We start from the raw sequence: 21,858 nt of genomic DNA, 5'->3' as shown, positions 1-21,858 counted from the left end.
GAATTTTAAATTTATGGGAATCGTCATTAACCAGTCTTTTAAAAACACCATAACCACATACCTTGGTTTCGGACTTGGTGCCATTAATACGTTATTTCTGTACACCGAATTCATGAGCGACACCTACTATGGTTTGGTTGCTTATATCTTATCTACTGCAAATATTATGATGCCTTTAATGGCTTTTGGTGTTCATAATACGATGATTAAGTTTTATTCAACGTTCAAAAGCAAGAATTCACTTAATAGCTTTATGACTTTGATGTTGTTTTTGCCTTTAGTATTTACGATTCCTATTGGACTTATTGGATATTTGAGTTATGATTCTATTGCAAGCTGGTTATCTCAAAAAAATAATATTGTTGAAGATTATCTTTGGTACATCTTTGTTACTGCATTAGCAATGGCTTATTTTGAAGTCTTTTTTGCTTGGGTAAAAGTGCAAATGAAAACTGTTTTTGGGAACTTCATGAAAGAAGTATTTCATAGAGTAGGTGTGATGATTTTGTTATTTACTTTGTATTTTGAATGGATAACCGTTGAGCAATTTTTAATCGGTTTAGTCGGTGTTTATGTTCTAAGAATGATTGCCATGTTAATTAATGCCTTTTATATTAGACTACCTGTATTTCGCTTTTATAAAATTGATAAATTAAGCTCAATTATAAAGTATTCAAGCCTTATAATAATAGCTGGTTCAATTGCAACTATGATTTTAGATATTGATAAATTCATGCTTAACAATTATATCGAAATTGAAAAAGTTGCTTACTACAGTGTTGCTGTCTTTATTGCTACAGTTATTGCTGTTCCTCAACGTGCTATGCATCAGATTATGATGCCACTTACAGCTAAATTCATTAATGATAATAACAAGAAAGAACTCAATGATTTATATGAACGTAGCTCACTAACCTTATATATAATTAGTGGTTTTATTTTCTTACTGATTGTTTTGAATATTAATGAGCTCTATACTATAATTCCGGAAGAATTTTCTGGCGGCATTACTGTTGTTTTTTTAATTAGTATTGCCAAACTATATGATAACCTCTTAGGAAATAACAATGCTATTTTGTTTAATAGTGATTATTATAGAATGGTCCTTGTGTTTGGAGTTATTCTAGCTATTAGTGCTGTAGTACTCAATATGATTTTAATTCCTCTTTATGGTATTAATGGTTCGGCTATAGCGACGTTAATCGCAGTTGTTGTTTATAATACCATTAAAGTAATATTTGTAAAAATGAAATTTAATGTAGTGCCCTTTACGCTTCAAACTTTTAAGATTTCAGTTTTACTTGTTCTTTGTGTATTAGCTTTCTATTTCTGGGAATTTCCATTTAATGCCTATCTAAATATTTTATTGAAATCCATAGTAATAGGAATAGTGTATGGCCTTGTAATTTATAAACTTAACGTCTCTGAAGATATCTCTGAAATGTTAAATAAATATTTAAGATTGAAAAAATAACATGTTACGAGATGCTATAAACGGGAAAATCCCATAAGGTGCATTACGCATTCTCTTAAGGGATCTTCCAACTAACCAACCAAAAAGTTTATATTTTTGAACTTATCTTGTTCTTTTTTTTGTATTTGAACCTGAACGGTTTTGCGTTGTTCTTGAACTTGCTTTTCTAGCTTTAGAATTACTTCTGCTTCTTGTTTGCTGAGTAGCTTTTGGTGTTCTTGTACTTCGCTTGTTACTAGATATACGAGTATTAGATGACTTTGGTTTTCTAACAGTCGTATTTTTTTTAACCGTTCTAGTGTTTGTTTTATTATTAGACACAGAAGTATTGTTTCTGGTCACATTTTGTCTCGTATTTGTTGTACTTCTATCATTCGATCCTCTGGTCGAGTTAGATGAATTCCTAATTGTATTACTCCTCGTATTTGAATTATTAGGAGCTTTTCTAGTATCACGATTATCTCTTCTTGTCGTATTAGATAAGCTTCTGTTATCAGTACTTCGTGTTCCATTATTGCTTGAAAGCGATCGAGTGTTATGTCTTGTTGTCGTATTGTTAGTGCTAGTCAATCCTCTGTTATTTGTTCTTGTAGAATTGCTTCTAACACTTCTATCAGTTCCTCTAACTGTAGCTTCTTGACGATATCTCGTATTTATACTATTTCCTCTTCTTGTAGTTGAAGCAACTGTATTGCGACGACTATTAATTCTTACAGGTTGTCTGTAATTATCTCTGTAAGGTCTATAATAAGTATGTCTTATAGGCGTATAATATTGTCTGTATGGTCTTGTATATACCACACAATAATTTACTGGTGGAATAACATAATAACTGTGCCATGGTCTAAACACATAAGCTCTATTGTAGATATTTATAAACCCTGAACAATGTGTAAAGTTTCTATAACTATTATAATGTACAAATAAACCGCCTACACGTGCTAAACGTCCCCAACTATTATAATTAATGTTTACATTCCCAACCTGAGTAACTCGACCATAATAATCATAATAAATTGGAGTGTTTTCTATTTGCAAAATAGCTCCAAAATCGTCATACTGAACATAAGGATTATAATCATAACCAGAGTTAAAACTAATAGAAACTCCAGGAGCACTAACACCGACACTAACGTCTGGTCCATAATCTGGGATGTAAAAATCAAACTGACCATCAGGAAAGATGGAAAACTCAATACCATTCTCAACAAAAATGAAAGAATTGCCATAACCTCTAACAGAGTTGTAGGATGTGTTGTTGGTTGCGAAAACTGATGTTCCTCCAAGGAACAAAACAGTCATAAGTAAAACTAATTTTTTCATAATTGTAAAGGGTTTTTATTGTTACACTTTTAAGTAAACAATTTGTGTGCCAAAAAATTACATATTCACGTATTTATCTGATTTTTAGGGTTTTAATATAAATAGTATTGGTTTTGATGGAATGATTTGGTTATAGATGATACGACTTATTTTAAAAATCATATTTTAGTGCGAGCATTACTAAATTTATTTATAAAAAAATCGAGAATGAGTTATAATCCATCTGAAACTTTAAAATTTGGTGATATATTTTCATTAAAATCACTACTCTTAAAAATTATTGGAGTCGTTGCGGCAACAATTGCGATTAAAGGTTTTATGATTCCTAATCACTTTTTAGATGGTGGTCTTCTAGGTATTTCTATTTTAATTCATGAATTTTATCATATAGATGTATGGATTCCCTTGCTATTACTTAATATTCCTTTTGTATTTGTAGGTTACAAAAAAATAGGTAAGAATTTTGCATTCCACGCTTTACTGTCTCTTATTCTGTTGGGAATTGCTTTAAATGTTTTACCAGTTCCTGAAATAACAAAAGATCATTTTTTAGTTGCAGCTTTTGGCGGTGTCTTTGTCGGTTTAGGAATCGGTTTTGTAATTAGAGGAGGAGGTGTAATTGATGGATTAGAAGTTATTGCCGAATACACAAACAAAAAGTTTGGTTTATCTACTACTGAAATTATAATGGCTATTAATACTACAATTTTTTTAGTGATTGCCATTTTTCTAGGTTTAGAAAAAGCGATGTATTCCATTTTAACCTTTTTTACGGCTTTAAAAGTCTCAAATTATGTAGTTGATGGATTTGAAAGGCTAATCAGTTTGACAATAATTTCGCCTAATGATGAATTAATAAAAGATATAATAGTAAACACGTTCAATAAGCCAATCACAGTTTATAAAGGTGAACGCGGTAATTTACCTGGAAGTTATAATGTAAAACATGATTGTGATATTGTTTCAACAGTTGTTACAAGATTAGAGGTACATAAAATGAAACAAGCTATAACTAAAGCTGATCCACAGGCATTTATGTTTGTTCAGAATATAAATGAAGTTAAAGGAGGTATCATTAGTAGACATTCAGGACATTAGTGAGGACATCGTTTGAGATCATATTAAAAGAAGTTACTCGTTTTTTAAATGAAAATCTTCCTGAGCATTTATCCTATCATAATACGGCACACACTTTATATGTCTTAGATAGAGCAATTCATATTGCCAAAAAGGAAAATGTCAATGGCCACGATTTACAACTCATTAAAATTGCTGCTTTATATCACGATATTGGATTTACGGTGTCTCATATTGAACACGAAAAAGAAGGTTGCAAGATTGCACGAAAGCAATTAAAAAAGCACCAGTTTTCTTTGGAAGACATAGACATTATTTGCGGAATGATTATGGCAACAAAAATCCCTCAACAGCCTAAAACTCTTTTAGAACAAATTATTGCAGATGCTGATTTAGAATATTTAGCGACGGCACATTTTAATATAGTAGCTAATAAGTTGTATGATGAATTGAAGTATTATAATCCAAAACTTACGATTGCAGAATGGAATACTATTCAACTTGAATTTATGAAAAGTCATAAATATCATACTAGATTTTGTAGACAGTATAAAACGTTTAGAAAGCAAAACAACATTAAGCGACTTAAAAAAAGGAGTTTAAACTAATCAAGGCAAACTAAAGATTTGCAAAATGCCCTTAAAAAATCCCAAAGGCTTGGGGAAGCACTTTGGGATTGAATAGCTACATGTTAGTAATATAGGGATGAGCTATGATCTTTTGAATTTTTTATTCTTTTTCTTTTTTTTAACTTTTCCATTTTTTCTGTAATAGTAATAATCTTCATCATAATGATCTAAATCATTTATTCCTATAAAGTTATTTCCTCCATGTCCAGACCCAACACCACAGTTGAAATCTTGATTATATTGATTTACAATTCCAGAAATATGCACGATTTCTCCCCAATGATTATAATCAACACGTAATCCACCAACTTGTCTTAGTAATCCATTACCTCTTTGGTAGTTCATATAAACAGAGCCTGCACGTTTAATTCTTCCTTCTCTGTCATAGTTTATGAAGACATTTCCAATTCTACGCACTAGACCATTAGCATCATGTGTTATTATCACTCCTCTAGGTCTTGGATTAGAATAATGCACTCTGTTTACCGTTCCTGGAGCGCCATAAGTTGTATTAACTGAGCTTCTTCGTGTATTTGTTCTGTAATATACGTTTGGTGTGGTAGTTACAATTTCAGTATTGAAATCGAAACTTCCATCTGGAAATATTAAAAATTCCACACCTCGTTCAATGAACACAATAGGTTCGGCAAAACGATAGCGAGCAGTATTTAAATCTTCCCCATTTGAAACACCATGTCCTGATGTTGTAGCTGTTGCTGATGTCAATCCGATTAACATCGCTGCAATAAAAAGTAATTGCTTTTTCATAATTATAGGTTTTTAGATTTAGCCTTCGTTTCCAACTCGTTTGAAAACTGTAGAGCTTGTACTTGTTGGTTGAATTATTCCAATATGCGTGCCAAAAATGTAATCAATTGACTGTCATTTGTTTATGCAAGTAATTTGTTGTTGATTAAAGTTCCAAATACAAACTCGTCCTAAACCACCTAATTTTTATTACATTTATAACACTAACTTTTAGTCGTTATGTCTGAACAATCATTAACCACTTCAAATGAACCTTTAAATTGTCAAAACTGTGATTCTATTTTAGAAGAAGGATTTGAATTTTGCCCTAATTGTGGACAAAAAACTAACGATGAATTGACGATAAGTGTCTTGTTTTACAATACGATTAGCAACTACTTTTCATTTGATGCTCGTTTTTTGAAGAGTTTCGCACCATTAATGTTTAAACCAGGATATTTAGCTAAAAAGTTTTTGCAAGGTAAACGACTATTATATTTGCATCCAGCTCAAATGTACTTGTTTATTTCGGTGATTTTCTTTTTTGTCATATCGTTTAGTACAAGAGAATTGGTTCAGGAGGCCAATAAATTAAATGAGAAAGTAGCTACATCTGAGTTTTCAAGCAAAGCAAAAGATACTATAAAGCCTGAATTAGATTCCGTTCAGATTCAGCAAATAATGCAGCCAATTAAGGACAACCAAAAGTTACTAGGTATAAAAGATGCCGATTTAAAGCTTGCCGATTCATTAATAAAATTAGAAAATTCTAATTCAAGAAATATTAATAATTCTTGGGATTTTGATAAGGAAAAAGTCGATTCATTAGTTGCTGCTGGTGCTGATAATGAAATTATTTATAAAGAGATGGGTATGTCTGACGATCCAGGCTTTCTGGAGAAACGTCTTTATTCAAGAATGTTAAGTTTAGCCAAAGGACAAGGTGCTGGATCAATGGTTCAAGCGTTTTTTGATAGTATTCCAATTTCTATGTTTTTCTTGCTACCATTTTTTGCTTTAATATTGAAGATTTTCTATTATAATAAAGGCAAATATGTTTATCATTTAGTCTTTAGTTTTTATTATTTTTCATTCTTATTTACAGTATTTAGTATTCTTTTTGCTGTAAACAGATTTGTATATGATATACCAGATTGGATAGATTGGTTGGTTGCGTTTTCGACCTATTTCTATTTTTTAATCGCGTTAATTCGCTTTTATAAACAGCATTGGTTTTTGACCTGGGTAAAAAGTGGGTTAATTACGTTTGTGTTTTTGTTATTTGTAATTCCTACAACATTTGGAATACTGCTGGCATTCTCATTTTTTACGTCCTAATTAAGTTTTTCTTTAAGAAATTCACCAGTAATGGAGTTTTTGTTTTTTACGATGTCTTCAGGTGTTCCTTGAGCAATTAGTTGTCCGCCACGTTCACCACCTTCAGGACCTAAATCAATTATATAATCTGCACATTTAATTAGATCAATATTGTGCTCAACCACAATTATAGAATGTCCCTTTCCGATTAAAGCTTGAAACGATTTTAGTAATTTTTTTATATCGTGAAAATGTAATCCTGTCGTTGGCTCATCAAATATGAATAATGCATTGTCACTCTTAGAACCTTTACCTAAGAAAGACGCTAGCTTAATGCGTTGGGCTTCACCACCAGAAAGCGTAGACGAACTCTGACCTAAAGTAACATAGCCTAAACCAACATCTTGCAAAGGTTGTAATTTGCCTTGAATTTTTGTTTGATTATTTTCAGTAAAAAACAATATTGCATCGTCAATGGTAAGGTTTAAAATATCATCTATTGATTTACCGTTAAAATTAACTTCTAAAACTTCCTTTTTAAAACGTTTGCCATTACAAGTTTCACATGTGAGATGCACATCTGCCATGAACTGCATTTCTATGGTCACTTGACCTTCGCCTTTACATGTTTCACATCGTCCGCCATCAACATTAAAACTAAAATGCTTTGCTTGATAATTTCTAATTTTGCTAAGTTTCTGACTAGCATATAAAGCTCTGATATCGTCATAAGCTTTAATGTAGGTCACAGGATTTGAACGTGATGATCTTCCAATAGGATTTTGATCTACGAATTCAATTTGCTTGATAGTGCTGAAATTTCCTTTTAGAGCTGTAAACTGACCAGGTTTATCGCCAAAATCAGTAAGCTTCTTTTGTAATGCTGGAAATAGTATTTTCTTAACCAATGTGCTCTTTCCACTGCCAGAAACACCAGTAATTACAGTTAACATTTCTAATGGAAAAGTGACATCAATATTCTGAAGATTGTTTTCTCTAGCACCTGAAATATCAACATGGTATTTTGATGTTCTTCGTTGTTTTGGAACCTCAATTTCTAATTGACCGTTGAGATATTTGGCAGTTAGAGATTCTGAAGCTAAAATATCTTTATAGGTTCCTGTAGCTACAACTTCTCCACCAAATGTACCAGCTTCAGGACCAATATCTATAATTTCATCTGCAGCTTGCATGATGTCTTCATCATGTTCGACTACGATGACAGTATTTCCTAAATCACGTAATGCCTTTAATACTTTAATTAGTTTTTGTGTGTCTTTTGGATGTAGTCCTATACTAGGTTCATCTAAAATATACATAGAGCCTACTAAGCTGCTGCCTAGTGATGTTGCTAAATTAATACGCTGACTTTCACCACCAGATAAGGTGTTTGATTTTCTATTTAATGTAAGATAATCTAAACCTACATTTGAAAGAAACGAAAGTCTATTTGTTATTTCTTTTAATAAGCGATTTGCAATTGTAGTATCATGATCGTTTAATTCAAGCTGTTTAAAGAAATTGATTAATTTATCGAGTGGCATTTCAACTAAATCTGTTATGGTAACATTGGCAATTTTGACAAAATTAGCTTCAGGTCGAAGTCGTTTACCATGACAAGTATTACATTTAGTTTTACCTCTATAACGTGATAACATTACACGATTTTGAATCTTATAGGCTTTGGATTCTAATTCAGTAAAGAATGAGTTTAAGCCTTCAAAGTGTTGATTTCCATCCCAAACGAGTTGCTTTTGGTCAGCAGTTAATTCGAAAAAAGACTTGTGTATTGGGAAATCAAATTTATGTGAGTTATTAACCAATTGATCTCTATAATAACTCATGCTTTCACCTCTCCAAGGAAAAATAGCATTGTCATAAACAGATAAGCCCGTATTTGGAATGACTAAATCTTCATCAATACCAATGACATCGCCATAACCTTCACATTTTGGACAAGCGCCATAAGGATTATTGAAACTAAATAAATGTACATTTGGTTCAAGAAATGACATACCATCTAATTCAAATTTGTTGTTGAATTCAACCCTTTTTTTGTCTGAAAGTGATTCAATAATGCAAGTGCCTTTGCCTTCAAAGAAAGCAGTTTCAATGGCATCAGCTAATCGGTTATAAAAATCATCTTCATGTTTAACTACGATTCGGTCAACGACAAGACAGATGTCTTTTTTTAATTTATTGTCAACTGCTTCATCAATTCTTAACACATTTTCTTTATGCTGAACTCTAGCATAACCTTGCTGTTTTAATACATTGAGTTTATCTTCCATGCTTCTGCCTTCCTCTAGAATAATAGGTGAGAGGAGCAGTAGTTTTTCACGTTCATCAAATGATTTGACTAAATCTAGGACATCTTTAGTCCGATGTTTCTTTACTAGATTTCCAGAAACCGGAGAATACGTTTTACCAATTCTTGCAAATAATAGTTTTAGATAATCATAAATTTCGGTAGACGTACCAACTGTCGATCTTGGATTAGTAGAGTTTACTTTTTGTTCAATGGCAATTGCAGGAGCAATACCTTTTATAAAATCTACTTTTGGTTTGTTCAGTCGTCCTAAAAACTGTCTAGCATAGCTAGAAAGGCTTTCCACATAACGTCTTTGTCCTTCTGCATATAAGGTGTCGAATGCTAAACTAGACTTTCCAGAACCTGATAAACCGGTAATTACAACCAGTTTATGTCTTGGAATAACAACATCAATATTTTTTAGATTGTGCAATTTGGCACCTTTAATGATGATGTTTTCTTTGGGATTAACGTCTAAAATGTTAGGAATCATAGGAGTTTGAACAAATTAAGATGTGCAAAGATACTATAAGTATTTCATCAAATAAAATGGATTAATGCAGATTAAAATGTTAAAGTTTCACACTTTTTTTTGGAATTTCGGAATGATTGTTGTTATATTTGATTTCATAACACATTAAAACAGAGAAGCCTATTTCATAATATTACTTTATAAAGTTTAACCCCAAGCTTAGATTTAATTCTTTGCCTTAAAGTAATAATTATGAGACACGAACTTATCACGGACGCTGTTTTGGTTAGAAACTACATGGATGGAGACGAAAGTGCTCTATCAGTACTAATTCACAGACACAAACAAAGAATTTACAGTTTTATTTATTCAAAAGTATTTGATAGAGATATTACTGAAGATATTTTTCAAGATGCTTTTATTAAAGTAATCAAGAATTTAAAACTTGGAAAGTATAACGAAGAAGGTAAATTTTTACCTTGGGTTATGCGTATTTCCCATAACCTTGTGATAGATCATTTTAGGAAGAATAACAGAATGCCAAAATTTGATAATTCTGGTGAGTTTAGTATTTTTTCTGTTCTAGGTGACAATGCTTTAAATGCAGAAAAGCAACTTATTAAAGACCAGGTAGAATGTGACTTACGACGCATTATTGAAGAACTTCCAGAAGACCAAAAAGAGGTATTGGTGATGCGTATGTATAAAGACATGAGTTTTAAGGAAATTTCTGAGAGAACAGGTGTAAGTATCAATACTGCGTTGGGAAGAATGCGTTATGCACTCATTAATTTAAGGAAGGTCATAGATAAAAATAATATCATTTTAACAAATTGATACAATAAGTATTGTTTTCTTACGTTTATTGAAATATAACAAACCTAAAAAACGTAAAATGGCAAAACTTTACTCTGAAAATCTTTCAAAATGTCCCAAAAAAGACGAAAATCTTAACCCAAAAAAAGAAACTATTAATTTTCTTTTAAATTATTCTAAGGCTTTAAGTGTTATACATTATAATGATTTGAAGTTTGAAGCACTTCAAAACTAAATTTTAAGAAGTCCTGATTCGTTAGTCGTCAGGACTTTTTATTATTTTTTTGTAAAGTCAGATGAGGAATTTTCACACATCTGATTTTATTTCTTTTTTGAATAATACTCTTTAAGTACAGAAGCTCTACCGATAGTTTTTGTAATTATATCGTTGTCTAAATCCCATCCTCTCGCTGGAGAATATTGTCGTCCGTACCAAATTATTTGTAGGTGTAAATCATTCCATAATTCTTTAGGGAATAATCGCTTAGCATCTTTTTCAGTTTGAACTACATTCTTTCCATTAGTAAAATTCCATCGATACATCAATCTATGAATATGTGTATCTACAGGAAAAGCAGGAATACCAAAAGCTTGAGATAGAACGACTGCAGCAGTTTTATGACCAACGGCTGGTAATTCTTCTAATGCGTCATAAGTCTGTGGAACTTCTCCATTATGTTTGTCTATTAAAATATGAGACAATCCATGTATACCCTTACTTTTCATTGGTGATAGGCCAACAGGTTTTATGATTTCTCTTATTTCTTCAACAGAAAGCTTAATCATATCATACGGATTATCTGCTTTTGCAAACAACAGTGGTGTAATTTGATTGACACGAACATCTGTGCTTTGAGCAGACATTAATACTGCAATCAATAAGGTGTAAGGGTCTTTATGTTCTAAAGGAACAGGAATTGTTGGGTATAATTCTTTTAACGTATTAATAACAAAATCTACCTTTTCTTGCTTGGTCATTAGTCGTATTTTTACAAAAAGTAAAGTTAGTAATTATGACACAATTAAAAGCAGGAGATAAGGCTCCAAATTTTTCAGCACTTGATGAACAAGGAAATACAATTTCTTTAGCAGATTATAAAGGTAAAAAGTTGGTTGTATTCTTTTATCCTAAAGCGAGTACTCCAGGTTGTACTGTGGAAGCATGCAATTTAAATGACAATTATGAACGTTTTCAAGCACAAGGCTATGATATATTAGGAGTAAGTGCAGATAGTGCAAAACGGCAATCTAACTTCAAAACTAAATATGGTTTTAAATATCCTCTTTTAGCCGATGAAGATAAGGCTGTAATAGAAGCTTTCGGAGTTTGGGGACCAAAAAAATTCATGGGTAAGGAATATGATGGTATACATAGAACAACTTTTATAATTGATGAAAATGGTATCATTGAAGATGTAATTTTAAAGGTAAAAACTAAGAACCATACCGAACAGATTTTAGTAGAGAAGTAGAATAATTCTTCTTAGAACATAGAATAATAATAAAAAAAAGCCGCATGTAACATGTGGCTTTTTTTTTAAGTCTCAATTTAATTTAATCTCCTAAATGAACTTGTTCTGTCTCGCAACCAAAAAGGCTCTTTTCCTTTATTAATTTTCCAACACCTTCTGGAAGTAAGGCTTGCCATTCATCATTACCATCGGCAATCATTTTGAGTACAGTTCTTGAGAATATGGTTAATATTGTTTCGTCAAAATCAGTGATATCAACTACTTTTCCGTTGTATTTAAAGAACTTGTAAAGTTCTTTCATTCGAGGATGTACTTTTAAGTTTTCACTTGTAGTTATTGTGCCATCATCATTTTGCATTGGATATAAATAAACCCTTAAGTCCTTGAAGAATAATTTTCCAAAAGCTTCTAGGATTCCTCCACTTAAATGGCGGTAATATTTCTCATCAAAAATATCAACAAGATTGTTGACACCCATTGCTAATCCCATTCTAGCTTTGGTATACTGTGAGAAGTATTCAACAAGCTTATAATATTCTTGGAAATTAGAAATTAGTACTGTTTGACCAAGTGAGCATAACAATCTAGCTCTATCCATAAAATCTTGCTCATCAATTTCGCCTTCGGCTCTTAGGTTTGATAAAGTGATTTCAAAGATAACTTGAGTATTTGCTACATCAACTTTATTTTCCTTAATAAACATGTCATAAGATTTCTTATACATGTCCATATTAACTTTTGTTACTGGTCTAAAACTTCCGCGCAAAGTTAAAATGTTTTTCTTGTATAGCACCTTTGCTGGAAGTACGTTGTTTCCATCAGGAGCAAACATGACAGCATCTGTCATTCCGTTTTTAACCAGTTGTAAGCTCATTAAACGATTATCAACATCTTTGAAAACAGGACCAGCAAAATTAATAGTATCAATTTCAACTTGATCTTTGTCTAAATGATCATATAGGTAACGCAGTAATTTTTTTGGTTCATTGTATTTATAGAAGGCACCATAAATTAGGTTAGTACCTAAGATTCCTAGAGTTTCTTGTTGTAATCTGGCATCAGTTTCCTTAAAACGTAAATGCAATACAATTTCGTTATAGTCTTCATTTGCATCAACTTGATATTTAATACCAACCCAACCATGTCCTTTGTATTTTTTTGCAAAATCAATGGTTGCAACTGTATTGGCATAAGCAAAGAACATTTTATTAGGATGAATTTCTCTTTTGATGCGTTCTTCAACTAAATTAACTTCATGATCTAGCATCTTTCGAAGTCTTGCTTCAGTAACGTACCGTTTGTCATCTTCTATGCCATAAATAGCATCACTAAAGGCTTTGTCATAAGCAGACATTGCTTTTGCTATAGTTCCAGAAGCACCACCAGCTCTAAAGAACTGACGAACAGTTTCTTGTCCTGCTCCAATTTCGGCGAATGTTCCGTAAATGTTTTCGTTTAAATTAATTCGTAAACATTTTGTTTTTAACGAAGGAATCTCATCAAACTCTCTATCTCCTTTTAAGGTTATCTCCATGTTTCAGTCTGGGTTTTGTCAACATCACAAAGGTATTAAAATAGGAGGTATAACTAAAAAAAATAGTTTTATTTTTGTTTTAAATTAACAGGCATTGAAAATTACGTTTTTAGGTACAGGCACATCTCAAGGAATTCCAGTAATAGGAAGTGATCACCCAGTGTGTTTAAGCTCAAATCCTAAAGATAAGCGTTTAAGAGTCTCTGTTTTAGTTGAGTGGGACGATTTTGCTTATGTTGTAGATTGCGGTCCGGATTTTAGACAACAAATGCTCAGGGTTAATTGTAATAGAATTGACGGTGTAGTTTTTACACATGAGCATGCTGATCATACGGCTGGTTTAGATGATATAAGACCTTTTTATTTTAGGCAAGGAGATATTCCGTTTTATGCGCATAAACGAGTGTTAGGTGAATTGCAGAAGCGTTTCGATTATATTTTCACAACTAAAGTAAAATATCCTGGAGTGCCGAGTGTTATCCAACACGAAATAAAAAACGAACCCTTTCAATTAGGTAATTTACAAGTAATCCCAATTAATGGCATGCATCATAAATTACAAGTTTTTGGATTTCGTTTTGGTGATTTCGCTTATTTAACTGATATGAAAACAGTTGAAGATGAAGAAATTGAGAAATTAAAAGGTGTAAAGATTTTGGTTGTAAATGCACTACGAGAAAAAGAACACCTTTCACATTTTAATATTACTGAAGCCATAGCATTTATTGATAAAGTACAACCCGAAACCGCTTATTTGACACATATAAGTCATTATTTAGGTTTTCATGACGAGGTACAACAAATGCTTCCAAAAAACGTTTTTTTAGCTTACGATAACTTACAATTAGAACTTTAAACACCGACTATGAAACAGAAACTTTTCATGTATTTATTCATTTTCACTTTATTACTAGTGATTTTTCAATTTGTAAATTCAAAGAGTATAATTGAAGGCTATGACAAAAAGCTTACAAATTATATGGAAGCAAATACAAAGCTCAAAGATTCTATAAGAATTATTGAAGACCATATAGTTTCTGATTTGTATACCTTTAAGTTTGATACCAATGAGGACGCTATGATCTATTGGGAAGAGCAAGGCGTTAGAATTTCTGAATTTGTACCTTTTATTAAAGACGAATTGATGAGTCTTAATATTTATGATACCGAAGATCATCCGTTGGTGCCCTATGCATCTATGTCTGGTCAGAAGATGTTAATTGATCAAATACGAATGCTTAATCATAAATGGATTATTGCCAGTTTTACTGATGGAAAATATTGGGGAGAAATGCTCTTATCTTATGATATTGAAACTATTGAAGGTCAAAAAGAACTTAAGTTTAAGATTATAGAATCGTCGCTATATCGACCTAGATAATCTAAAACTAAATACAAATGAATCTTATCGTATTTGACATAGATGACACACTAACTAAAAGTGAATACCAACATCAATTGGCCTATGTAAATACCATGAAAGCGTTCGGAATCACTGTAATTAATGAAAACTGGAGGGCGTACCTGCATCATACTGATAGCTATATTCTAAAAGAGAATTACAATAGGAACTTGAACTCAAATTTTGAATTTTCATTTATTGATGATTTTGAAAAACGTATGACTGAGTTAATTTTGGATTTAGAACCTGTTTCTGCGATTAATGGCGCTCAAGATTTTATTTCAAATCTTAATATTAATCCAGATTATGCAATAGCTTTCGCAACAGGTTCCTTGCTTGAACCAGCAATCGTAAAGTTAGATCAAGCGGGAATAAATTATAATAAAGACCTTGTTGTGGGTTCTAATCTAATATTTGAACGAGAAGGTATTGTTTTGGAAGCTATACAAAAAGCAAAGACCTTTTATGGCGTTGATGTATTTGATAACATTATATCTGTTGGTGACGGCCTTTGGGATTTAAAAACCGCTAGAAATCTTGGAGTTCATTTTATAGGAATAGGCATGAAAAACTATCAAGATTTTAAAAAAGAAAGGATTAATTATCATATTAAGGATTGGAACAACTTCAATCTAAGTGACGCTGAAAACGTACTTTTTAATCTTTAAATTCTTTTTTCTAACCAGCTTCTAAACTCGTAAAAGTTTTGAGGAGCAACACCATGACCTACTGGAAATTCAGAATACGTATTCTTGATATTCAACGCATTTAAAAATTGTGGTGCTTTTCGTGCCCAATCTACGGGAATAACTTGATCAACACTGCCATGAGAACAATAAAAATCTAAATGATTAACGTCTTTTGTGGCTATATTATCACCTAGCATATCTTCGCTGATATATCCACTTAAAGCTACAACATTTTTAACTTTCTCAGGATAAGTAAGTGCAACGGCATAGCTCAAAATTGTACCTTGACTAAATCCTAAGAGTGTTACATTGTTTTTATTTACTGGATATTCAGTACACGCTTCATCAATAAAGTTTGCGATCTCATCTCGAGAACCAATGGCTTGCTCAACATCGTTCCATTTGTTTTGATTGGCATCAAAATTAATTGCATACCAAGCGTTTCCGTATGGTTGCATAGGATAAGGCGCTTTTACAGAAATGATAAATAATTCTTCAGGTAATTCTTGTGCAAACGAAAACAAATCATTTTCATCACTGCCATAACCATGACACATAATTAATAATGGCGCATTCTCTTTTAACGACGAAGGTCTCGTAATGTGGTGTAAGGATAAGCTCATAATTTATTGTCCGATTGAAGCAAATAATTTTTGAAAGAATGGACCCAAAATTGGTACTTCATTCATTTTTTTTCCTACGGCTCCAAAAATGCCATAAATAAACAATACTATAAAGAATACCCAAAAAGATGTAGAAATCATCCAGCTATCGAAAGCGCCAATAAAATAACCTAAAACCATTTGTAGTAACCACAAACCTAAAGCTTGTCGAATGTGAAATGATACCAATGGATTGCGTACGTCTCGATTCATAAAAAAGGCTATTAAAGTTCCTATAAGTGTGATGTATGCTATAATAGCCAAGATATCGTTGTTATCGGATGTGTTTTGCATAATTTGTTGTTGTTATTTTGATATAATTATCTGATTATTCGAGATAATACCATAAACCTTTCCTTTTAATTCTTTGTTTTCAAACATGGAATTTTTTGATCTGGATAACATTTCCTCCTTAGAAAATATATAGCTTTCATTTGGGTCAAAGATTGATAAATCTGCCTTGTTTCCAATAGAAATAGGAGAGGGCTCAATTCCAAAACGTTGCTTGCCTTTGGTTAATAATTCAATGGTTTTTTTAATCGTAAAGACAGAATTTAAAGCTCCAAACGCACTTTCTAATCCGATTGTTCCGTATTTAGCATAATCAAATTCAATCTTTTTGTCTTCGATGTCAATTGGATTGTGGTCACTCGTTACCATATCGATGGTACCATCTTTTAGCCCTTCAATTAAAGCGTCAATGTCGTTTTGTGTTCTTAATGGAGGTAATACCTTAAAATTGGTATTAAAACCTGTAAGATGTTCATCAGTGAAAATTAAATTATGAATCGCTACACTACAAGATACGTTTAATTTCTTGAGTTTTGCTGCCCTTATTAATGCAACCGATTTTGCAGTAGATATTGTTGGTATATGAAGTTTGCCTTCGGTATATTCTAAAATGAATAGATCTCTTGCGACTTGCAATTCTTCTGCTAGAGCAGGATTTCCTTTTAAACCAAGTGAAGTGCTCGTTACGTTTTCATTCATAACTCCTAAACCGCTAATTCGAGATTCTTGTGGAAAAGAGCAAACTAGTCCATCAAAGTTGCTAGCATATTGTAAGGCTAGTTTCATCAAATTTGGATTATCAATAGGATGCTGGTAATCATAAAAAGCAACGGCTCCTGCATTCTTCATATCAAATAACTCAGCCAAATCTTTTCCGTCACCATGTCTCGTTAAAGCTCCAACAGGATAAAGGTTAGTAGCATGTTTGTTTGCCTTAAGTTTTAGAAAAGAAATATCTGCATTAGAGTCAATGACAGGATTTGTATTTGCGTTAACAGCTACTGATGTAAATCCAGAAAGCGCAGCAGTTTTAAGTCCGTTTTCAATCGTCTCACGTTCTTCATAACCTGGTTCGCCAAAACTAACGCTACTATCAAACCAACCTTGTGATACATGAAGATTGTCAAGTTTAATTTCTTTATAGTTTTTCGGATTAGAAATGCGCTTCGATATATTAGTAATGACACCTTTTTCAATTAAGATGTCGACCGTTTTATTGTGAAAATCGCTTTTAGGGTCAACTATAGTGGCAGATTTTACAAGTGCATTCATTTCAGGAATTTTAAGATGAGAATTTCAAAAATTAAAAAAGCTAATGCAAAAATAACAAACCATTTCCATAGCTCGTTAACATTCGCTGCACTTTTTATATCATTTATAGTTGTTGTGATTGATTCACTTACTGTTGCATTTTCAATGTTAGTCAAATCAAAGTAGGTGAGATTACTTTCGTTTCGATTGAAATTAAAGCTCAAGTTTTTTAAGACGACTTCTTTATTTTGAACCGCAATAATTCCTGAAGAATTTGGATAATCACTAGTTTTTAAGGCAACTTTGTTCGTGTATGTTTGTTGCAATGGTATTACCGAATTTTCGCCATTAACTAAAGTTAAAATATCATCTTGTTGGAGTTTAGTTGGTATGTCGATACTGTTTTCTTCTCCTAATGTGTAGTACAGTTTTGGCACTTTTAAACTTTGTTTACCAATATTATACAGTACAGGAACAATTAAGGGTGAATTTTTGAAATTTGAATTATCTGTGTTTAAAGCTGCTGAAAAACGATAGACATTTTCAGATTGCGATAAAAATGAAAAGCCATCTTCAAAACTCAATATGGAAGCTCCAGAATTTGAACTAGAATTATAAAATGAATTCACTTTTGGATACTGGAAATTCCTAATTTGTTTGTCAAAAACGTTGATGAGTAAGGGGTGTGAAAAATTAATAGTTGTAACCCTTTTTTCTTGAGGGTTTATAGAGCCGAATCTAGATATATTGAAATTATTAAACAATTGATTATAAGAACTTAATCTTATATTATTTGAAGGAATAATTAAAATGCTTCCACCATTATCTGTAAATGCTTTTAATGCTGTTGATAATGATAATGGAATCTCTTTAAGTTCATTTAAAACTATTAAATTCTGCTCATCAATGCGATTGTAATTTAAAGCATTAAAGGGTGTCGAACTGTACTCAAATTCATCCGTTGTAAAAATCTTTTTTAAGAAGGTATCGTCTGTTTCATTAATGCCTAAAACCTTTATAGATTCACCTTGATCAATATTAAAATAAAGTTCATTATCATATTGAAGATTGGTGTCTTCAATCGTTATTTTTCCATTAAAAATAGTATTCGCTGGAATTGTAAACACAGTACTTGATTCCTTTACAATATCTACAGCACTTTTTGCTATAAGTTTTTCTCCATTAAAAAGTGATACAGGTAGTGTTTCAATTGGGTCTCCTTGATTTTTTAGAAGCACAGTCAGTTCTAAATTTTCAACTGTTGATTTCGAAATGTAAAGACTATCAATAGCAATATTAACTGCACTTGTAGGCTTTAATTGAACTAGTTTTATTTGAGTTGTACTATCTTTTTCGATTGAAATAATATCTTCTTTTTGTTGAAAATCTGAAATGAGCACTAAGTTTTTAATAGAACTTTCATCTTTAGAAAATACGTTTTTGCCTTTCAAAAGGACCGCTTCATAACCCAATTGACTTGGAGAATGCGTTAATTGAATCAAATCATTCTTAATAGCTTTAATACTAGTATTATTAAAATTGGCGTCGTTTGTAAATACTGAAATAGATTCATTTTCATCGATATTTTCAATTATATCTTGAATAGCTTTGTTGAGCAATGTACCATTTTGACCTTGCGCTTGCATGCTAAATGAATTATCTAAGTAAATAACGGTTTCGTTTTTGGTGTTGAAACTTTCTGAGTTAGAGATATAGGGTTGTGCAAAAGCCCAAATCACACAACCAAGTAAAAGCATTCGTGTTAATAAGGTTAGCCATTTCTTTAATTGTGAACTTTTACGTGTTTGAATAGTCAATTCTTTTAAAAATTGAACGTTTGTAAACGCAACCTTTTTAAATTTTCTAAGTTGAAATAAATGAATAATTATAGGAATGATTAGCAGGAGTAAAGCGAAGAGAATTTCTGGGTGTTTAAACTGCATTCCTAGGTTGTAATTTTTTGTTTAATGATTCAATGCTCAAATATAGAAAATGATAAGGGATTTGTAGCTTTAGCTTTTGAGAAAATTAACGTTTTAACGTGAAATGACCAGTAAAGGTTCTTCCATCGATAAGAGTTACAATAAACCAATAGTCTGAGCTTGGTAATGGCTGACCAATAAATGTTCCATCCCAACCAGGACTTAAATGGTCAAGTTGTTTAATTAATTTGCCGTAGCGATTAAATATTTTTACTTCAAGTCCTCTATTTAAATCAACATTAACACCATAAACTTTCCAAGTGTCGTGAAAACCATCTCCATTAGGCGTTAAGAATTTTGGAAAACCAAGAATTGAAATTGTTTGTTCAATGGTTCCACAGCCATTTACATCTCTTATAAAAACGGTTTGAAATCCAGGAGTCACATTCGTAAACACATTACTCTCTTGGAAAAACACTGCAAATTCATCTAAAGCATACTCATAAACACCTTCTCCAGAAACTTGAACAGTAATTGTATTATTAGCATAACCTTCTTGAATGATAATATCTTCTATAGTTGCAATATTTGAAGGGTTTACAGTAATTGTCCTGCTTGAAGAACAACCGTTTGGATCCGTAACTATAACGATATAAATTCCAGGTTCGTTGATGTCATTAAAAGATTCATCTACAGCAGTTGAAACACCATTAAATAGCCATTCATAATAATAGTTACTGGGTAAATCATTGAGTACACCAGCAAATAATGTAATCGTTTCAGGAAATGAATTTAAACAATAAATAAACTGTTCATCCTCTAAAAGGACAGGAGTGTACAAGACTTCAAGCTCAGCAGATGAAATAGCATAGCATTGATTGTTGTTTTCAACTTTTACAAAAATGGTCTGGTTATTTGGAATTGTGTTTTCGTAAGTAGCAGTTAAGGCATTAATGTCTTGAAAGGCATCAGTTTCGGTCTCAAAGAATGTCACATTAGCTCCAACTGGGATTTGACCTTCAATAGCATCAACAATTTGATTTAAATCGAAGTTAGCAAAGCCATCAACGACATCACCATCACAAGCTTCAAGTGTTGGAATATTTAAAATGTTATTTGAGATTTGCAATTCTACTTCAGCAATAGCAAAACATGCAGCTTGATTTTCAACACGAGCATAAACGGTTTGAAACGGAATGGTGTTTTCGAAATTAGTAGTATTCACAATAGCGTTTAAATTTTGTTGCGCATCATTTTCTGTCAAGAAAAACCCTTCAATAAACACAGAGCTATCGTTATTTGTAATAGATGATTCCGCATCAAAAAGGTTGTAGAATGTTAATCCGTCTTGATTTTGGTCACATTCAACTATAATTGAATCAAACACGATAGGATTATCTGAGTATTCAATTACAATTTCACCATAAGAAATACAATTGTTATCTAATGTAACTTCAACATTATAGGTTCCTGCATCAATTACCGTATATGTTGGATTGGTTTCAGTAATTAATTCGACACCATCTTTAAACCATTTGAAGCTATTGCTATTGATTTGGGAAGCATCAAGAACTAAAGTTTCGTCTTCACACAAGCTGTTTTGTGTTGATATTAAACGATTAGGTCCAATATCTGTAGAAAGTTGAAAACTTCCAGCTTCTATAAAAACGGCTGAATCATATCTAAAATTTTGTTCGTCTGCAATAACAAGTTTTACATGATAGGTTTCATTAGGAATTACTGCAACAGTTGCTGTTAGTACTTTCGTTTGTCCGTTAAAGTTTATAGGCGCTGCACTACCATTAAAACTTTCAAAATAAAATTCATTTTGAGCATCACAACCATTAGGGATTTCAGGATGAACGGTTGTTACTTTAACTGGTGTTTGGGTGTTAGGAACTAAAGCTACGTTGATGTATTGTTGGTCTGTGATTGGACGAATAAGAAATCCGAATAAATCTGAAAACTGACATGTATTTGCGTTGTTTTCCTGGTATTCTTCTGAAGCAAATAAATATTTAAAACTGACTTGCGACGCGACAGACGTAAAATCAAACTCAAGAATTGTTGCATTAATAGTATTTGATTCATTTAGCGCAATTTCTAGATCTGAATCACCACTCCATCCTGGAGCATCATCATCACTTAAGGACGTATTAGGGCCAGGCACATTTAATAAACGTCCAGTACTCAAAACAATACCGCTTTGAAAAGGGAATGTAGTTCCAGTAGCATCAAAAAAACCATAGCTTTGGTCAGTGTTATTAAAATCACCTCCAACGACATTTGTTACCACTACGTTTTCAATACAATCACTATCAATTAGAATATCCTCAATAAGTTGTTGGGCAGTATAGGTCTGACTATCAACTTGAATATTTTGTCCAAGAGATATCAAACTCACAAGAAAACAAGTAAGTAAAATGATACGTTTCATTAGCAATTTTTCCGATTGCAAAGATACGGATA

Annotated in this window: 20 protein-coding genes; 10 read left to right on the top strand and 10 right to left on the bottom strand. The window is 32.1% G+C overall.

Features of this window, described 5'->3' with window-relative positions; genetic code table 11:
• Nucleotides 1-13 precede the first annotated feature (13 nt).
• Nucleotides 14-1,474: a polysaccharide biosynthesis C-terminal domain-containing protein gene (locus VOI25_RS14690; protein ID WP_323789847.1), complete on the top strand. Its 1,461-nt coding sequence runs from the start codon at nt 14-16 to the stop codon at nt 1,472-1,474.
• Nucleotides 1,475-1,576: 102 nt separating this feature from the next.
• Here VOI25_RS14690 and VOI25_RS14685 read toward each other — a convergent pair whose 3' ends face one another.
• The gene (locus VOI25_RS14685) at nt 1,577-2,797 is read right to left on the bottom strand and encodes a hypothetical protein (protein ID WP_323789846.1); all 1,221 of its coding nucleotides are present in this window, start codon (nt 2,795-2,797) and stop codon (nt 1,577-1,579) included.
• A gap of 207 nt (nt 2,798-3,004) precedes the next feature.
• Here VOI25_RS14685 and VOI25_RS14680 point away from each other — a divergent pair, with 207 nt between their 5' ends.
• Both VOI25_RS14680 and VOI25_RS14675 read left to right on the top strand, forming a co-directional pair.
• Entirely contained in the window at nt 3,005-3,895 is an 891-nt protein-coding gene (locus VOI25_RS14680) for a YitT family protein (protein ID WP_323789845.1), read from the top strand.
• Nucleotides 3,895-4,482, top strand: coding sequence for an HD domain-containing protein (locus VOI25_RS14675; RefSeq protein ID WP_323789844.1), 588 nt, complete (start codon nt 3,895-3,897; stop codon nt 4,480-4,482). Before VOI25_RS14680 ends, VOI25_RS14675 begins: the two co-directional genes overlap by 1 nt.
• 102 nt (nt 4,483-4,584) lie before the next feature.
• On the opposite strand, the gene VOI25_RS14670 is transcribed toward VOI25_RS14675, so the two are convergent.
• A complete protein-coding gene (locus VOI25_RS14670) occupies nt 4,585-5,271 on the bottom strand; it encodes a hypothetical protein (protein ID WP_323789843.1) in 687 nt (228 codons plus the stop codon).
• A gap of 219 nt (nt 5,272-5,490) precedes the next feature.
• On the opposite strand from VOI25_RS14670, the gene VOI25_RS14665 reads away from it, so the two are divergent.
• Nucleotides 5,491-6,588, top strand: a complete 1,098-nt coding sequence (locus VOI25_RS14665; RefSeq protein ID WP_323789842.1) for a DUF3667 domain-containing protein — start codon at nt 5,491-5,493, stop codon at nt 6,586-6,588.
• On the opposite strand, the gene uvrA is transcribed toward VOI25_RS14665, so the two are convergent.
• Nucleotides 6,585-9,371: an excinuclease ABC subunit UvrA gene (gene uvrA / locus VOI25_RS14660; RefSeq protein WP_323789841.1), complete on the bottom strand. Its 2,787-nt coding sequence runs from the start codon at nt 9,369-9,371 to the stop codon at nt 6,585-6,587. The two genes, VOI25_RS14665 and uvrA, sit on opposite strands and share 4 nt — an antisense overlap.
• A gap of 231 nt (nt 9,372-9,602) precedes the next feature.
• Here uvrA and VOI25_RS14655 point away from each other — a divergent pair, with 231 nt between their 5' ends.
• Nucleotides 9,603-10,187, top strand: coding sequence for an RNA polymerase sigma factor (locus VOI25_RS14655; protein ID WP_323789840.1), 585 nt, complete (start codon nt 9,603-9,605; stop codon nt 10,185-10,187).
• Nucleotides 10,188-10,245: 58 nt separating this feature from the next.
• A complete protein-coding gene (locus VOI25_RS14650) occupies nt 10,246-10,401 on the top strand; it encodes a hypothetical protein (protein WP_323789839.1) in 156 nt (51 codons plus the stop codon).
• Nucleotides 10,402-10,487: 86 nt separating this feature from the next.
• On the opposite strand, the gene VOI25_RS14645 is transcribed toward VOI25_RS14650, so the two are convergent.
• Entirely contained in the window at nt 10,488-11,144 is a 657-nt protein-coding gene (locus VOI25_RS14645) for an endonuclease III (RefSeq protein WP_323789838.1), read from the bottom strand.
• A 35-nt stretch (nt 11,145-11,179) separates the two neighbouring features.
• Here VOI25_RS14645 and bcp point away from each other — a divergent pair, with 35 nt between their 5' ends.
• The gene (gene bcp / locus VOI25_RS14640; RefSeq protein WP_323789837.1) at nt 11,180-11,638 is read left to right on the top strand and encodes a thioredoxin-dependent thiol peroxidase; all 459 of its coding nucleotides are present in this window, start codon (nt 11,180-11,182) and stop codon (nt 11,636-11,638) included.
• A gap of 82 nt (nt 11,639-11,720) precedes the next feature.
• Here bcp and VOI25_RS14635 read toward each other — a convergent pair whose 3' ends face one another.
• A complete protein-coding gene (locus VOI25_RS14635) occupies nt 11,721-13,172 on the bottom strand; it encodes a TonB-dependent receptor (RefSeq protein ID WP_323789836.1) in 1,452 nt (483 codons plus the stop codon).
• Nucleotides 13,173-13,266: 94 nt separating this feature from the next.
• Between VOI25_RS14635 and VOI25_RS14630 the strand changes: the two genes are divergently transcribed.
• Genes VOI25_RS14630 through VOI25_RS14620 form a run of 3 tightly spaced genes read left to right on the top strand, consistent with a single transcriptional unit; the run spans nt 13,267 to nt 15,242 of the window.
• Entirely contained in the window at nt 13,267-14,028 is a 762-nt protein-coding gene (locus VOI25_RS14630; RefSeq protein WP_323789835.1) for an MBL fold metallo-hydrolase, read from the top strand.
• A 9-nt stretch (nt 14,029-14,037) separates the two neighbouring features.
• Nucleotides 14,038-14,553 carry a hydrolase gene (locus VOI25_RS14625; RefSeq protein ID WP_323789834.1) on the top strand — a complete coding sequence of 172 codons (516 nt, stop codon included), beginning with the start codon at nt 14,038-14,040 and terminating at the stop codon, nt 14,551-14,553.
• Between the two features lie 17 nt (nt 14,554-14,570).
• The gene (locus tag VOI25_RS14620) at nt 14,571-15,242 is read left to right on the top strand and encodes an HAD family hydrolase (RefSeq protein WP_323789833.1); all 672 of its coding nucleotides are present in this window, start codon (nt 14,571-14,573) and stop codon (nt 15,240-15,242) included.
• Here VOI25_RS14620 and VOI25_RS14615 read toward each other — a convergent pair.
• The 5 genes from VOI25_RS14615 to VOI25_RS14595 form a co-directional block, all read right to left on the bottom strand.
• Complete coding sequence (locus VOI25_RS14615) at nt 15,239-15,886, bottom strand: alpha/beta hydrolase (RefSeq protein ID WP_323789832.1); 648 nt, start codon at nt 15,884-15,886, stop codon at nt 15,239-15,241. The genes VOI25_RS14620 and VOI25_RS14615 overlap by 4 nt on opposite strands.
• Nucleotides 15,887-15,889: 3 nt before the next feature.
• Entirely contained in the window at nt 15,890-16,219 is a 330-nt protein-coding gene (locus VOI25_RS14610; RefSeq protein WP_323789831.1) for a hypothetical protein, read from the bottom strand.
• Nucleotides 16,220-16,231: 12 nt separating this feature from the next.
• Nucleotides 16,232-17,488, bottom strand: a complete 1,257-nt coding sequence (locus VOI25_RS14605) for a dihydroorotase (RefSeq protein ID WP_323789830.1) — start codon at nt 17,486-17,488, stop codon at nt 16,232-16,234.
• The gene (locus tag VOI25_RS14600; RefSeq protein ID WP_323789829.1) at nt 17,485-19,410 is read right to left on the bottom strand and encodes a BatA domain-containing protein; all 1,926 of its coding nucleotides are present in this window, start codon (nt 19,408-19,410) and stop codon (nt 17,485-17,487) included. The genes VOI25_RS14605 and VOI25_RS14600 overlap by 4 nt, the downstream gene beginning before the upstream one ends.
• An 85-nt stretch (nt 19,411-19,495) precedes the next feature.
• Nucleotides 19,496-21,826, bottom strand: coding sequence for a choice-of-anchor L domain-containing protein (locus tag VOI25_RS14595; RefSeq protein ID WP_323789828.1), 2,331 nt, complete (start codon nt 21,824-21,826; stop codon nt 19,496-19,498).
• Nucleotides 21,827-21,858 lie beyond the last annotated feature (32 nt).

The organism is Psychroserpens sp. (assembly GCF_034670085.1).
Classification (GTDB): Bacteria; Bacteroidota; Bacteroidia; order Flavobacteriales; family Flavobacteriaceae; genus Psychroserpens.
Note: the sequence above shows the minus strand (reverse complement) of the source record. Positions and strands in the feature narration are given on the sequence as shown.